The sequence below is a fragment of the Saccharopolyspora indica genome (genome assembly GCF_027853965.1).
Taxonomy (GTDB): Bacteria; Actinomycetota; Actinomycetes; order Mycobacteriales; family Pseudonocardiaceae; genus Saccharopolyspora; species Saccharopolyspora indica.
On the sequence record NZ_JAQGLB010000025.1, the window covers coordinates 62,029 to 76,503 of the forward strand.

The window sequence follows — 14,475 nt, forward strand, 5'->3', positions numbered from 1 at the left end:
CGAGCGACCCCGAGATCGACATGCCCCCAGGGGTTCTCGCGATTCAGCCGGCCAAGTGCCGCCGGACGAGGTCGTTGGCGCGCTGCGGTCGCTCCATGTTCGTCATGTGCCCGCAGCCGGCGAACTCGACCAGTTCCGCGTTCGGCATCCGCCGCGCCGCCTCACCCGCCATCCGGTGCAGGTCGGTGGATTCCAGCTCGCCGACCACCAGCGCGGTGGGCGTGGCGATCTCCTCCAGCCGGCTGCGCACGTCCACCTCGAGCTGGCGGCCGGTCGCGGTGTGGTGGCTGGTGATGGTGGTCATCGCCATCTCCCAGCAGCGCCGCCGGATCTCCGGGTCGACCTGGCCGGGCTCGCGGTGCGGTCCGTCCACCGAGAGGCGCATGAGGGATTCGACGTAGCCGTCGGCGTCCATCGCCTCCTGCGCCGCCGCCTGCTCCCGGTAGCGGTCCAGGACGAACGGGTCGTGGAACTCCACCGGCGGCACGCCCGGCCCGAACAGCACCATCCGGTCCACCCGCTCCGGGTGCAGCAGAGCGAGGGTGAACGCGGTGAGGCCACCCATGGAATTGCCCAGCAGGGAGGCGGTTTCGAGCTGGAAGTGGTCGAGCACCGCCAGCAGGTCCTCGTGCGGGTGCATGTCGGTCATCAGCGTGCTGGAGCGCCCGTGCGACCGCGCGTCGTAGCGGATCACCCGGTGGTCCGCGGCGAGGTCGAGCTGCTCGTCCCACATCCCGGTGCCGAGGAAACCGGCGTGCAGCATCACGATCGGCGGCCCCGAGCCCACCACCTCGGCGTGCAGCTCACCGCCGGGGACGGGGATCTTCGTGGTTTCGATGGTGTTCATGGCAACCAAGGTGTCATAATGACACCATGGTTGGCAACTCTCCGCTCCCGCCGGACGAACTGGGACCGCGACTGGCCGAGGTCTACGCCGTCCTCGGCCCGCTCTACCGCAGGGTCGCGCGCCTGGTCGAGCGCGACAGCCCCCGCGACGGCCTGTCCATCGGCGTCCGCGCGGTGCTGGAAAGGCTCGAGCTGGCGGGCACCGCCGAGACGGTCCCGCAGATCGCGCGAACCCTGGAGCTGAGCAGGCAGTTCGTGCAGCGCATGGTCAACGACGCGCTGGAGCAGGACTTCGTGGCGCTGAAGCCGAACCCCGCGCACCGGCGCTCGTCCCTGGTCGAGCTCACCGACGCGGGCCGCGCGGCGATCAACGCCCTGCAGCGGCGCGAGCACGAAACCATGGGCCGCGTCGGCGGTGACCTCACCGAAGCCGACATCGACACGACGCTGCGCGTCCTGCGGCACATGCTCGCCGCGATCCCCGAAAGCGACGGCGAAAAGGACCGCTGACGCAAGAAGAACCGGGCCGGGTGACATGATCACCCGGCCCGGTTCTTCGGTTCTCAGCGTCCCTTGCGCTCGCGGAGCTTCGCCAGCGCTTCCTCCAGGATGGCCATCCCGTCGGCGTCGCTGCGGCGCTCCTTCACGTACGCGAGGTGGCTCTTGTACGGCTCGTTGCGCCGTGCCGAAGGCGGGTTCTCCTGGTCCAGGCCCGCCGGCAGTCCGCAGCGCGGGCAGTCCCACTCCTCCGGCACCTCGGCGTCCATGGCGAACGACGGCCGGCTGTGGTGCCCGTTGCTGCACCAGTAGTCGACGCGTTTGCGCGGAGCGGCTTCCCCCCGCTCCGACTCGCCCACCGCGGGACCGGAGCCCACTCGCGTGCCGCGAATGGCGTTACCACCAGTCATCCATCCTCACCCACCAAGCGGCCCTGGGTCGTCGACCGGCTGGGGTGCCGACCGATCAACCGATCTTGATCAACAGGCCGACCCCGACGATGGAGATCACCCACAGCGCCATGACGAACAACGTCATCCGGTCGAGGTTCTTCTCCGCCACGCTGGAACCGGCCAGGTTGGACTGCATACCGCCGCCGAACAGCGAGGAGAGGCCGCCACCCTTGGCCCGGTGCAGCAGCACCAGCAGCACCAGCAGCACACTCGTCACGATCAACATGATCTGCAGGAAAAGAGTCATCACGTCCTCGTTCGCACAGCGGTTCGCCACCAAGCGTACCGGGCCGCCGACAGCGAGTTGACCACTGTCCACCGTTTGCCACCCGCACGCTCCCACACTGCTCCACCCGGGTCACCCCAGGGGTGCGGAAAGCCGGTGAAGGGCACCTTCAGGCAAGTAAGTTGCTAAAAGGTGCCCTTCACCGCGATCAGCTCACGGCAGCGGGCCGCCTGCCGCCATCGCGGAGAGCTTGGCGAACTCGTCGCCGTTGAGGCTCGCGCCGCCGACCAGGGCGCCGTCCACGTCGCTCTGGCCGACCAGGTCGCCGATGTTGCTCGACTTCACCGAGCCGCCGTAGAGCACCCGCACCTCGTCGGCGATCTCCTTGCCGTACTTCTCGGCCAGGGCCGCGCGGATCGCCCCGCAGACCTCCTGCGCGTCGGCGGCGGTGGCGACCTTGCCGGTGCCGATCGCCCACACCGGCTCGTAGGCCACCACGACCTCGCGCACCTGCTCGGTCTTGAGGCCCTTGAGCGCGTTGATCAGCTGCGTCGTGCAGTGCTCGACGTGACCACCGGCCTCGCGCACCTCCAGCTGCTCGCCGACGCACAGGATCGGCGACAGACCGTTCTTCAGCGCGGCGCGGACCTTCTTGTTGACCAGCTCGTCGGTCTCGCCGTGGTACTCGCGGCGCTCCGAGTGGCCGACCACCACGTAGGTGCAGCCCAGCTTGGCCAGCATCGGGCCGGACACCTCACCGGTGTAGGCGCCCGACTCGTGCGCGGAGATGTCCTGCGCGCCGTACTTGAGCAGCAGCTTGTCCCCGTCGACGAGGGTCTGCACGCTGCGGATGTCGGTGAACGGCGGCAGCACCGCCACCTCGACCTTCGCGAAGTACTTCTCCGGCAGCGCGAAGGCGACCTTCTGCACCAGGGCGATGGCCTCCAGGTGGTTCAGGTTCATCTTCCAGTTGCCCGCGATCAGCGGCGTCCTGGCCATGTTCAGCGCTCACCTTCCAGGACGGCCACACCGGGCAGGTCCTTGCCTTCGAGGTACTCCAACGACGCCCCACCACCGGTGGAGATGTGCGAGAAGCCGTCCTCCGGCAGTCCCAGCGTGCGCACCGCGGCGGCCGAGTCGCCACCGCCGACGACGCTGAACGAGTCGGAGTCGACGATCGCCTGCGCGACGCCGCGGGTGCCGTCGGCGAACGCCGGGAACTCGAACACGCCCGCCGGGCCGTTCCAGAACACCGTGGCCGAGCCGCGGAGGATGCCCGCGAACAGCTCGACGCTGCGCGGGCCGATGTCCAGGCCCATCCAGCCGTCCGGGATCTCGTCGGCGGCCACCACCCGGTGCTCGGCGTCGGCGGCGAAGCGGTCGGCGACCACCACGTCGACCGGCAGCACCAGCTTGTCGCCGTGCTCGGCCAGCAGCTGCTTCGTCGACTCGATCTGGTCGGCCTGCAGCAGCGAGGTGCCCACGCCGTGGCCCTGCGCGGCCAGGAACGTGTAGGCCATGCCGCCGCCGATGAGCAGCTTGTCGACCTTGGGCAGCAGCGCCTTGATGACGCCGAGCTTGTCGGAGACCTTCGAGCCGCCCAGCACCACCGCGTAGGGGCGCTTCGGGTCGCCGGTCAGGGTGCGCAGCACCTCGACCTCGGCGAGCACCAGGCCACCGGCGTAGGCGGGCAGCCGCTCGGCGACGTCGTAGACCGACGCCTGCTTGCGGTGCACGACGCCGAAGCCGTCGGAGACGAAGGCCGCGCCCGGGCCCACCAGCGCGGCCAGCTCGTCGGCCAGCGCGCCGCGCTCGGCGTCGTCCTTGCTGGTCTCGCGGGCGTCGAAGCGCACGTTCTCCAGCAGCGCCACCGAACCGTCGGTCAGGCCCGCGACCACGGACTTCGCCGAGTCGCCGACCAGGTCACCGGCCAGCGGGACGTCGGCGCCGAGCAGCTCGCCGAGGCGGCGGGCCACCGGGGCCAGCGAGAACTGCGGGTCCGGCTCGCCCTTCGGCCGCCCCAGGTGCGCGGTGAGCACGACCTGCGCACCGGCCTCGGTCAGCTTCCGGATGGTCGGCAGGGAGGCGCGCACCCGGCCGTCGTCGGTGATCTTCTCGCCGTCCAGCGGGACGTTGAGGTCGGCACGCACCAGAACACGCCGACCCCGAACACCCTCGGACAGCAGATCGTCGAGGTTCTTCACGCTCTGCTCCTCAGTTACGGGAAGACCCGCACGAGCCGGGGCTCTGCCGACGGCTCGTGCGGGTCTCCGGTCCGGATGTCAGGCCAGCTTCTTGCCGACCAGGCCGACCAGGTCGGCGAGGCGGTTGGAGTAGCCCCACTCGTTGTCGTACCAGCCGACGATCTTGACCTGGTTGCCGATGACCTTGGTCAGCGGCGCGTCGAAGATCGTCGAGTGCGGGTCGGTGACGATGTCGCTGGAGACGATCGGGTCCTCGTTGTACTTGAGGATGCCCTTGAGCTTGCCCTCGGCGGCAGCGGCCTTGAACGCCTCGTTGACGGCCTCGACCGACACGGACTCGCGGACGGTCGCGGTCAGGTCGGTGGTCGAACCGGTCGGCACCGGGACGCGCAGCGCGTAGCCGTCCAGCTTGCCGTTGAGCTCCGGCAGCACCAGGCCGATGGCCTTGGCCGCACCGGTGCCGGTCGGCACCACGTTGACCGCGGCGGCGCGGGCGCGGCGCAGGTCGCTGTGCGGGCCGTCCTGCAGGTTCTGGTCCTGCGTGTAGGCGTGGATGGTGGTCATCAGGCCCTGCTCGATCCCGAAGGAGTCGTTGAGGACCTTGGCCATCGGGCCCAGGCAGTTGGTGGTGCAGGAGGCGTTGGAGATGATCGTCTGCGAGCCGTCGTACTTGTCGTCGTTGACGCCCAGCACCACGGTCAGGTCCTCGCCCTTGGCCGGGGCGGAGATGATGACCTTCTTCGCGCCGCCCTGGTCCACGTGCTTGCGGGCGTCCTCGGCCTTGGTGAAGAAGCCGGTGGACTCCACGACGACGTCGACGCCCAGGTCGCCCCACGGCAGCTTGCCCGGGTCGCGCTCGGCGAGGATCTTGATGAGCTTGCCGCCCACCTCGATGCCCTCACCGGTGACCTTGACCTCCTGGTCGAGGCGACCGAGGATGCTGTCGTACTTCAGCAGGTGGGCCATGGTCGCGACATCGCCCAGGTCGTTGGCGGCCACGATCTCGATGTCGTGATCGCTGGCGGTCGCGGCCCGCCAGAAGTTCCGCCCGATCCGACCGAAGCCGTTGATGCCTACGCGAACGGTCACGCCGATCTCTCCTCGTGACTGACCCTGCCGACGGCGCGGCGGGTGAGGTGGATGGTCTCGACTTCACCCTATCTGCCATCGGAGCCGTCGCACGCGGGCGGGCGAGGCGCCTCACCCACCGGATCGGCGACGATCACCACCCGGCCCCCGCAACTCCCGGAAAACCCGCATCGCAGCTGCTCAAAGGCCCCAGAACGGGCCGTCCCCCGGCCGTTCGCCCGTGATCGGAATCTCTGCACCGGTTCGGGCGATCACAGTTCCCGCGGAAACTGTGGATATCCCCGCACCCGGTTCGCGGCGCCGGTGGAAACTGTGATCAAGCGTCCGCTTCGAGCATTTCCACGGTGACCGCGGATTCGGTGTCCGGGACGCCGAGCTCGCGGGCGCGCTTGTCGGCCATCGCCAGCAGGCGGCGGATCCGGCCGGCCACCGCGTCCTTGGTCATCGGCGGGTCGGCCAGCTGGCCCAGCTCCTCCAGCGAGGCCTGCCGGTGCGCCAGCCGCAGCCGGCCCGCGACCAGCAGGTGGTCCGGTGCCGTCGGGCCCAGCAGCTCCAGCGCCCGCTCCACCCTGGCGGCCGCCGCGACCGCCGCGCGCGCCGAGCGGCGCAGGTTCGCGTCGTCGAAGTTGGCCAGCCGGTTGGCGGTGGCCCGCACCTCGCGGCGCATCCGCCGCTCCTCCCAGGCCAGCACGCTGGAGTGCGCGCCGAGCCGGGTCAGCAGCGCGCCGATCGCGTCGCCGTCGCGGACCACCACCCGGTCCGCGCCGCGCACCTCGCGGGACTTCGCCGCCACCCCGATCCGCCGGGCCGCGCCGACCAGCGCCAGCGCCGCCTCCGGGCCGGGGCAGGTGACCTCCATCGACGAGGACCGCCCGGGCTCGGTCAGCGAGCCGTGCGCCAGGAACGCGCCGCGCCAGGCGGCTTCGGAATCGCAGGCCCCGCCCGAGACGACGTGCGCGGGCAGGCCGCGCACCGGTCGGCCGCGCGGGTCCAGCAGTCCGGTCTGCCGGGCCAGGCCCTCCCCGTCGCGCACCACGCGCACCACGTAGCGGGTGCCCTTGCGCAGCCCGCCGGAGGTGATCACGTGCACGTCGGACTGGTGCCCGAACAGCTCGTGGACCTCCTTGCGGAGCCTGCGCGCCGTGGAGCCGCTGTCCAGCTCGGCCTCGACCACCACCCGGCCGGCGACGATGTGCAGCCCGCCGGCGAAGCGCAGCAACGAGGACACCTCGGCTCGTCGGCAGCACGTCTTGGTCACCGACAACCGGCTCAACTCGTCCTTGACCGCCGCGGTCATCGCCACCGGTCCGTCCTCCTCTCCAGTGCGGCCCGCAGGCTCGTCGCGAGCGCCTGCGGATCGTGCCGTCCCGGCACGGCGGGTGCCGCGATCTCGTCCAGCAGGGTCCGCGCACCCAGTTCGGCAGCCGCGGCGCGGAGCCGGTCCGGGGTGGGGACCGAGTTCACGTCGGCCAGCACCGCGTCGACCCGCAGCCGCGGTGCGTGCTGCGAGAGTACGTCCAGGTGCTGTTCGGGCGAGAAGCCCGCCGTCTCACCGGGCTGCGGCACCAGGTTTAGCACCACGAACCGGCGCGCGGTGGTGCGCACCAGCGCCTCGTGCAGCTCCGGGACCAGCAGGTGCGGCAGCACGCTGGTGAACCACGAACCCGGTCCGAGCAGCACCAAGTCGGCCGAGAGCACCGCGTCGACGGCTTCCGGACAGGCTGCCGGGCGGGCCCCGCCCGCCGCCTGCAAACTCACCTGTTTCACCCGACCGGGCGTACTGGCGATGGCGACCTGCCCGCGGATGGTCCGCACCGCGTCCGGATCGGAGTCCAGCCCGACGACGTCGGCGGACATGTCCAGCGGCTCGGTGGACATCGGCAGCACCCGGCCCTGCACGCCCAGCAGCCGGCAGGCCTGGTCGAGCACCTGGACCGGATCGCCGAGCACCTCCAGCAGCCCGGCCAGCACGAGGTTGCCCACCGCGTGCCCGGCCAGCGCGCCGCTGCCGCCGAAGCGGTGCTCGAACACCGTCGACCAGAGCTGCCCGTCGGGATCGCCGTCGGACAGCGCGGCCAGCGCCTTGCGCAGGTCACCGGGCGGCAGCAGGCCGAGCTCGCGGCGCAGCCGTCCGGACGAACCGCCGTCGTCGGCCACCGTCACCACGGCCGTCACGTCCGAGGTGATCCGGCGCAGCGCCGACAACGTGGCCTGCAGGCCGTGCCCGCCGCCGAGGGCGACCGCGCGCAGCTCCGCGCTCACTCGCGCCCCAGGTCCCGGTGCACCGTCTTGACCATCATCCCGTCGTCCTCGGCCAGCCTGCGGGCCAGTTCCTCGGTGAGCGCGACGCTGCGGTGCTTGCCGCCGGTGCAGCCCAGCGCCAGCGTCAGGTACCGCTTGCCCTCGCGGTGGTAGCCGGCGCCGACCAGCCGCAGCAGCTGCTGGTAGCTCTGCAGGAACTCCTCGGCGCCCTCCTGGCCGAGCACGTAGTTGCGGACCTCGTCGTCGAGCCCGTTGAACTCGCGCAGCTCGGGGATCCAGAACGGGTTCGGCAGGAACCGGCAGTCCATCACCAGGTCGGCGTCCATCGGCAGGCCGTACTTGTAGCCGAAGGACAGCACCGTGACGCGGGTGCGGGTGCTGGCCTCGGTGCCGAAGGCGTCCTCGATCTTGGAGCGCAGCTGGTGCACCGACAGGTTCGAGGTGTCCAGCACCAGGTCGGCCTCGGAGCGCAGCCGGGACAGCAGCGAGCGCTCGGCGGCGATGCCGTCGGCCAGCCGCCCCTCCCCCTGCAGCGGGTGGCTGCGCCGCACCCCTTCGAAGCGGCGGATCAGCACCTCGTCGGTGGCCTCCAGGAACAGCACCTTCGGCTTGTAGCCGCGGGCGTCCAGGTCCTTGATCACCGCCCCCAGGTCCTCGGTGAACGCACGGCTGCGCACGTCCATCACGACCGCGACGCGGGTGATCGCGCCGCTGGAGCGCGCCCCCAGCTCCACCATGGTCGCGATCAGCTCCGGCGGCAGGTTGTCCACCACGAACCAGCCCAGGTCTTCGAGGCACTTCGCCGCGGTGCTGCGGCCCGCCCCGGACAGGCCGCTGACGACGGCGACCTCGATGCCCGACTCCTCAGTCACTGCTCTCCCCTTCAGCGTTCTCCGTCGCCGGGCCCGGCCCGGCTCCCCCGTCCGCCGCCAGCGCCGAGTGCACGGTCTCGGCGGTGCGGCGGCCGATCCCGGGGACCGCGGCGATCTCGTCCACACCGGCCTGGCGCAGCTTGCGCACCGAACCGAAGTGCTTGAGCAGCGCCGTGCGGCGGGTCTCGCCCAGCCCCGGGATCGCGTCCAATGTGGAGCTTGTCATGCGCTTGCCGCGCTTCTTGCGGTGGTAGGCGATGGCGAAGCGGTGCGCCTCGTCGCGGACCCGTTGCAGCAGGTAGAGCGCTTCGCTGGTGCGCGCCAGGATCACCGGGTCGGGATCGGCGGGCAGCCACACCTCCTCCAGCCGCTTGGCCAGCCCGATCACCGCGACATCGGTGATGCCCATCTCGGTGAGCGCGTCGGCCGCGGCGTTGGCCTGCGGGCCACCGCCGTCGATGACCAGCAGGTTCGGCGGGTAGGCGAACTTCTTCGGGCGGCCGGTGTCCGGGTCGACGGCCGATGGTTCGGCCTCGGCGGTCTTGCCGGTCTCGCTGAGGTAGCGGTGGAAGCGGCGGCGCACCACCTCGTCGATGGAGCCCACGTCACCGCCCTCGGCGCCCTCGCGGACCTCGAAGCGGCGGTACTCGGACTTGCGCGGGATGCCGTCCTCGAACACCACCAGCGAGGCGACCACGTCGCTGCCCTGCACGTGGCTGACGTCGATGCACTCGATGCGCAGCGGCGCGGTGTCCAGCGCCAGCGCCTCCTGCAGCTCCTGCAGCGCCGCCGAGCGCGCGGTCAGATCACCGGCGCGGCGCAGCTTGTACTGCTGGAAGGCCTCCTTGGCGTTGCGCTCGACGGTCTCCATCAGCGCCCGCTTGTCGCCGCGCTGCGGCACCCGCAGGCTCACCCGGCTGCCGCGCAGCTCGCTGAGCCAGCCGGCGATCGTCTCGGCGTCCCCGGGCAGCTCCGGCACAAGCACCTCGCGCGGGACCGGCGTGCCGCCGGCGTCGGCCTGGTCGGCCAGCGACGCCTGCTCGCCGTAGAACTGGGTGAGGAACTGCGAGGTGAGCGCCTCGGTGTCCATCTCCTCGACCTTGTCGATCACCCAGCCCCGCTGGCCCCTGACCCGACCACCGCGGATGTGGAAGACCTGCACGGCGGCGGCCAGCTCGTCCTCGGCGAAGGCGACCACGTCGGCGTCGGTGCCGTCGCCGAGCACCACCGCCTGCTTCTCCATCGCGCGGCGCAGCGCCTCCAGGTCGTCGCGCAGCCGGGCGGCGCGCTCGAACTCCAGCTCGGCGGAGGCGGTCTGCATCTCCTTGTCGAGCTTGCGCATCAGCTGGTCGGTGTGCCCGGCCAGGAAGTCGCAGAAGTCCTCGACGATGCCGCGGTGCTCCTCGGCGTCGACCCGGCCGACGCACGGCGCCGAGCACTTGCCGATGTAGCCGAGCAGGCACGGCCTGCCGATCTGGGAGTGCCGCTTGAACACCCCGCCGGAGCAGGTCCGCGCCGGGAACACCCGCAGCAGCAGGTCGAGGGTCTCGCGGATGGCCCACGCGTGCGCGTAGGGGCCGAAGTACCGCACGCCCTTGCGGCGCGGGCCGCGGTAGACGTGCAGCCGCGGGTACTCCTCGTGCAGCGTCACGGCGAGCACCGGGTAGGACTTGTCGTCGCGGTAGCGGACGTTGAACTTCGGGTCGTACTCCTTGATCCAGGAGTACTCCAGCTGCAGCGCCTCGACCTCGGTGCCGACGACGGTCCACTGCACCCCGGTGGCGGTGGTGACCATCTGGCGGGTGCGCGGGTGCAGCCCGGCCAGGTCGGCGAAGTACGACGACAGCCTGCTGCGCAGGCTCTTCGCCTTGCCGACGTAGATCACCCGGCCACCGGCGTCGTGGAACCGGTATACGCCGGGGGCGTCCGGGATCGTGCCGGGAGCGGGTCGGTAGGTGGACGGATCGGCCACCCCACCACCCTACGTGCGTGGTCCGACTGCCTGGATCTCGGTGCGGGAGGCACCACCGGCCCGCCCGGCGGGGCACACTGGTGTTCCACGTCCATGATCGGCCCCGGGGAGGCCGTGGGCTTCCCCGCGAGCAGGCGGGAGGTCAGCCGTGAACACCGAGAACGCCCATCCCGATCGCGCGACGCTGTCCGAGGTCGGCCCCGGGGTGCACGCCTGGGTCCAGCCGGACGGCAGCTGGTGGATCAACAACGCCGGGGCGGTCTTCGGCGACGACGGCGCGGTGCTGGTGGACACCTGCGCGACCGCGCGGCGCACACAGCGCTTCCTGGACGCCGTGCGCGCGGCGGGCGGGGACGTGCCGATCCGGTTCGCGGTGAACACCCACCTGCACGGCGACCACACGCACGGCAACGCGCTGCTGCCCGACTCGACCGTCCTCATCGGACACCCGGCGACCCGGGACGGCATCCTGGCCGACACGATCCTGCGGGACCCGCCGCCGGTGTGGACGCCGACGCCGGAGTGGGGCATCACCGAGCACCGCGCGCCCTCGGTGCTGCTGGAGGATTCGCTGGTGCTGCACGTCGGCGGCCGCCGGGTCGAACTGCACCACCCGGGGCATCCCGCGCACACCTCCGGCGACGTGGTGGCGTGGGTGCCGGACGCGGAGGTGCTGTTCACCGGCGACCTGATCTTCCACGGCGTGACCCCGCTGGTGTTCATGGGATCGGTGGAGGGCGCGCTGAAATCGCTGGACTGGCTGGCGGGATTCCGCGCGAGAACGGTGGTCCCGGGCCACGGGCCGGTGCTGCCCGGTCTGTCGTTCCCGCGCGTGCTGGAGGACCAGGCCCGCTACTACCGCTTCGTCCTGGACACCGCCCGCCAGGCCCGCACCGACGGCCTGACCCCGCTGGAAGCGGCCCGGCGCTGCGACCTGGGCGAGTTCGCGGGCTGGCCGGACCCCGAGCGCATCGTCATGAACCTCCACCGCGCCTACGCCGACGCCGACGACACCGACCTCGACCTGGCAGCGGCCTTCGCGGACGCGGTCACCTACAACGGCGGCCCCCTCCGCACCGCCGTCTGACCGGTTTTCGCGAGGTGAAGGGCACCTTTCGCCAAGTAAGTCGGCGAAAGGTGCCCTTCACACCTCCCCTGGTCGAGTCACGCCACCCGCGCGAGGCCTGGTGACCACCGGCGGCTGAAACGTGCGAACGGGGATGGGTTGAGAGTGAAGGGCACCTTTCGCCCGCATAGTTGGCGAAAGGTGCCCTTCACCGGTCATCCGATCGGGGTTACAGGGGGCGGGGGATGCGGTCTTCGACGGGGGCGAGGGTGATGGGGAGGGAGGGGAGGGTCTGGTACCAGTAGGCGGTCGAGGAGACGTCGTCGGAGCGCTTGTTGGCGTGGCCGTGCTCGATGGTGACCCTGATCGATTCGTCGAAGACCACCGGGTCCTCCACGTGGAAGCGGTAGTAGGAGACCTGGCCGCTCCAGTTCGGGCCGCCCGGCATGGTCAGGCCGTGGTAGGGGGCCTGGTACTGCTGGGTCGGGCACCACGCGGTGTTGAAGTAGTCCTCGGTGCCGGTGCCGTGCAGGCGCGGCGGCCACGCCTCGCCGTCGATGAAGAACATGTCGTCGCCCTCGCCGTACCAGTTCCAGTCGCTGGTGTGGCGGAGGTTGTGCACGTTGAGCACGGTGCCGACGTAGTGCCCGCGGCCCTCGGCCTCGAGGATCACGTAGTTGCCCTCGCCGCCGATGTTGGTGCCGCCGAAGAGGAATTCCTCGTTGGTCTGGTCGCCCTGCTCGACGCCGTCGGTGGGGTTCTGCCGCCGCCACTGCGCGTGGAAGTAGCCCAGCTCCGGATCGGCCTCGGCGTAGGTCTCGTAGTCGATGTAGAAGTAGAACGTCACCGGCTTGACGCTCATCTCGCTGATCAGCTCGAAGCGGGCGCGCCCGGCGAAGGGCATGGCGAACCAGCAGTTGAAGCCCTTGCCGTCCTGCGGGCTCATCTGCAGCGGCGCGGACACGAAGTTGGCGCTGCGCCCGTGGCCCATGCCGAAGAAGTCGCCCAGCGGCACCAGCACGGCGGGCTGCGACTGGTCGTCCCAGGTGATCTTGAGGACGAGCCTGCGCAGGTAGTCGCCCTCCAGCTCGGCGGGCTTGCCGACGTGGTCCAGCGCCACCGTGCACCAGATGTGCGTGATCACGCCGGGCCCCTGGATGTCGGCCAGCTCGCGGGTCTGCCCCGGCTCGACGCGGAAGTTGTCGGTGTTGCCCCCGGTCTGGTCCCAGCTGGACACCCGGCCGCGCCTGCTGGTCCGCAACCGGGGCAGGTCCCGCAGGCTGCTGCCGAAATCTCCGTAACCGCCCAAGACTGCCTCCCCAGAGTGATGTGCGTCTCGTCAATCCCTTCTACCACGGAGATCGACGGGGCGGCGGCTTCCCGGGAAGGGCAAGCCGATCGACCTAATCAGGGCCCGCGCACCTCTCGCGCCACGCGCTCGAAACCGCTGCCCCGCCAGCGGAAGCGGTCGAGAACCCGCACGTCAGGGTCATCCCCGGGGTAGATGAACTCGTGCCAGGCGTGCGATTCCACGACCAGGTCGGCGCCGTCGGCGGTCAGGGCGACCGGGAGCACGCCGGTGCCGAGCGGGCCGGGGTCGTCCCGGATCAGCGACTGGATCAGCCGCGGGGAATCCCTCACCGACGCGCCGTCGTGCACCCGCACCTCGCCGAGCGCCGCACCGTCCCCGGATTCGCAGAGCAGCGCGATGATCGCGTCCTGGCGGCCGTCGCCGGTCACGTCCTGGAACAGCGCGTGCGAGATCGGGCCGAACGGGTGGAAGTCCGACGCGCACCCCGCTCCCGCGGCCAGCGACGGCCAGTCCGCTCCGCCGAGCGGCCCGTTCGGGTCGGGTCCGCACTGCCGGGCCGCGACCGGGACCGCCGTGGCGCAGTGCCGCACGTAGGCGTCCCAGCCGATCCCCGCGAGGCCACCGGAGCGCACCGTCGAGAACACGGCCGCGCTGTCGCCGCGCCGGAAGCTGAGCGCCCCGTTGCGGTGCACCGCAGGGGTTTCCAGCAGCCGCGCGAGCTCCACCGGATCGCCGATGTCCACCGCTGCGGGGCCGGTGGCGAATCCGCTGTCGAGGACCAGCGGGGCGGACTGCATCGCCCGCACCAGCTCGGCCCGGCCCTGGCAGGCCATGCCGCGGATGGTCGCCAGCCCCTCCTCGGCCTCGGCAGGCACGTCCGCGGGCAGCTCGGGCTCCCGGCAGTCGCTGCGGGACCGGCCCGGCGCCAGGAAGTGCGTCCCGGTCGCCCGGTCCCAGCCGGCCAGCAGATCCGGGTAGATCCGCTCGAGCTCGTCCATCGTGCTGGTGCTGACGGCCACCAGCCAGTCCCCGGACGCGGCCAGCGACCACACCGAGCCGCCGCCGCTGACCACCGGGTCCTCCGGCGGCCCGCCGCTGTAGGTCTCCCGGAACAGCGCGGACTCCTCGCCGAACCAGGGCCGGTCGACCTTGGTCCACCACACCCGTTCGTCCCCCGTGCCCGGCCGGTCGCAGTGGCCGCTGGTGCGCAGTGCTTCGCGGACCGGCTCCCGATCCTCCGGATCCAACCGCACGACCGCGACGAGCGCGGTCGAGTCCTCGTTCATGCCGTAGAACGCGAAACTCGCCGGGGCCCGCGTCCGGAACTTCTGCACCACCGGTTCCGGCCCGCACTGCTCCAGGCTCGCCAGAATCGCGCGGGTCTTGGCCGGGCTCTGCTCCTTCGTCCGGAACGGGCCGGTGCCCGCCGCCGGGAGCAGCGCGGTCAGCTCCTCCGGCGTGCCGGGGCCCGCTTCCGGACCACCGCGGATCCACCAGATCCCGGCCGCGATGCCCAGCACCAGCAGCAGCCCGACCGCCAGCGCTCGTCCTCGGCGCCGGGGTTTCCCATCGCCTTCCGCCACCGCACCGCACCCGCTTCCGGACGGGATCACCGGGAGATCAGCGTAGGGCAAGCGCAACGGCGGGTGGGGCGTTTCGTCCGGTGCCCGCGACGA

Annotated in this window: 14 protein-coding genes; 2 read left to right on the forward strand and 12 right to left on the reverse strand. The window is 71.4% G+C overall.

From position 1 onward, the window contains the following. Positions 1–43 precede the first annotated feature (43 nt). Positions 44–847: an alpha/beta fold hydrolase gene (locus OU416_RS35180; protein ID WP_270931400.1), complete on the reverse strand. Its 804-nt coding sequence runs from the start codon at positions 845–847 to the stop codon at positions 44–46. 26 nt (positions 848–873) lie between these two features. On the opposite strand from OU416_RS35180, the gene OU416_RS35185 reads away from it, so the two are divergent. Further along, positions 874–1,356, forward strand: coding sequence for a MarR family winged helix-turn-helix transcriptional regulator (locus tag OU416_RS35185; RefSeq protein ID WP_270931401.1), 483 nt, complete (start codon positions 874–876; stop codon positions 1,354–1,356). A 53-nt stretch (positions 1,357–1,409) separates the two neighbouring features. Here OU416_RS35185 and OU416_RS35190 read toward each other — a convergent pair whose 3' ends face one another. From OU416_RS35190 to uvrC, 9 genes are all read right to left on the reverse strand, one after another. Next, positions 1,410–1,754 (reverse strand): RNA polymerase-binding protein RbpA, encoded by a 345-nt coding sequence (locus tag OU416_RS35190; RefSeq protein ID WP_093155466.1) that lies wholly within the window; start codon positions 1,752–1,754, stop codon positions 1,410–1,412. A 55-nt stretch (positions 1,755–1,809) separates the two neighbouring features. After that, complete coding sequence (gene secG, locus OU416_RS35195; RefSeq protein WP_093155681.1) at positions 1,810–2,043, reverse strand: preprotein translocase subunit SecG; 234 nt, start codon at positions 2,041–2,043, stop codon at positions 1,810–1,812. Positions 2,044–2,235: 192 nt separating this feature from the next. Further along, the gene (tpiA, locus tag OU416_RS35200) at positions 2,236–3,021 is read right to left on the reverse strand and encodes a triose-phosphate isomerase (protein WP_270931402.1); all 786 of its coding nucleotides are present in this window, start codon (positions 3,019–3,021) and stop codon (positions 2,236–2,238) included. A 2-nt stretch (positions 3,022–3,023) separates the two neighbouring features. Next, the gene (locus OU416_RS35205; RefSeq protein WP_270931403.1) at positions 3,024–4,226 is read right to left on the reverse strand and encodes a phosphoglycerate kinase; all 1,203 of its coding nucleotides are present in this window, start codon (positions 4,224–4,226) and stop codon (positions 3,024–3,026) included. 78 nt (positions 4,227–4,304) lie between these two features. Then, positions 4,305–5,315 (reverse strand): type I glyceraldehyde-3-phosphate dehydrogenase, encoded by a 1,011-nt coding sequence (gene gap / locus OU416_RS35210; RefSeq protein WP_270931404.1) that lies wholly within the window; start codon positions 5,313–5,315, stop codon positions 4,305–4,307. 316 nt (positions 5,316–5,631) lie between these two features. Further along, positions 5,632–6,618, reverse strand: coding sequence for a DNA-binding protein WhiA (whiA, locus tag OU416_RS35215; protein WP_270931405.1), 987 nt, complete (start codon positions 6,616–6,618; stop codon positions 5,632–5,634). Beyond that, positions 6,609–7,577 carry a gluconeogenesis factor YvcK family protein gene (locus tag OU416_RS35220; RefSeq protein WP_270931406.1) on the reverse strand — a complete coding sequence of 323 codons (969 nt, stop codon included), beginning with the start codon at positions 7,575–7,577 and terminating at the stop codon, positions 6,609–6,611. The genes whiA and OU416_RS35220 overlap by 10 nt, the downstream gene beginning before the upstream one ends. Further along, on the reverse strand, positions 7,574–8,449 hold the full coding sequence (gene rapZ / locus OU416_RS35225) for an RNase adapter RapZ (protein ID WP_093345882.1): 876 nt from the start codon (positions 8,447–8,449) through the stop codon (positions 7,574–7,576). Before rapZ ends, OU416_RS35220 begins: the two co-directional genes overlap by 4 nt. After that, complete coding sequence (gene uvrC / locus OU416_RS35230) at positions 8,442–10,421, reverse strand: excinuclease ABC subunit UvrC (protein ID WP_270931407.1); 1,980 nt, start codon at positions 10,419–10,421, stop codon at positions 8,442–8,444. Before uvrC ends, rapZ begins: the two co-directional genes overlap by 8 nt. A 148-nt stretch (positions 10,422–10,569) precedes the next feature. Between uvrC and OU416_RS35235 the strand changes: the two genes are divergently transcribed. Continuing rightward, a complete protein-coding gene (locus tag OU416_RS35235; protein WP_270931408.1) occupies positions 10,570–11,508 on the forward strand; it encodes an MBL fold metallo-hydrolase in 939 nt (312 codons plus the stop codon). Between the two features lie 208 nt (positions 11,509–11,716). Here OU416_RS35235 and OU416_RS35240 read toward each other — a convergent pair whose 3' ends face one another. Both OU416_RS35240 and OU416_RS35245 read right to left on the reverse strand, forming a co-directional pair. Further along, entirely contained in the window at positions 11,717–12,796 is a 1,080-nt protein-coding gene (locus OU416_RS35240; RefSeq protein ID WP_270931409.1) for a glycoside hydrolase family 172 protein, read from the reverse strand. A 98-nt stretch (positions 12,797–12,894) separates the two neighbouring features. Further along, entirely contained in the window at positions 12,895–14,382 is a 1,488-nt protein-coding gene (locus OU416_RS35245) for a hypothetical protein (RefSeq protein ID WP_270931410.1), read from the reverse strand. Between the last annotated feature and the right edge of the window lie 93 nt (positions 14,383–14,475).

Excerpts from the sequence above, each read along its gene's own strand:
- OU416_RS35180 (WP_270931400.1), bottom strand. The coding sequence starts at position 847 with ATGAACACCATCGAAACCACGAAGATCCCCGTCCCCGGCGGTGAGCTG.
- secG (WP_093155681.1), bottom strand. The coding sequence starts at position 2,043 with ATGACTCTTTTCCTGCAGATCATGTTGATCGTGACGAGTGTGCTGCTG.
- OU416_RS35190 (WP_093155466.1), bottom strand. The coding sequence starts at position 1,754 with ATGACTGGTGGTAACGCCATTCGCGGCACGCGAGTGGGCTCCGGTCCC.
- OU416_RS35185 (WP_270931401.1), top strand. The coding sequence starts at position 874 with ATGGTTGGCAACTCTCCGCTCCCGCCGGACGAACTGGGACCGCGACTG.
- tpiA (WP_270931402.1), bottom strand. The coding sequence starts at position 3,021 with ATGGCCAGGACGCCGCTGATCGCGGGCAACTGGAAGATGAACCTGAAC.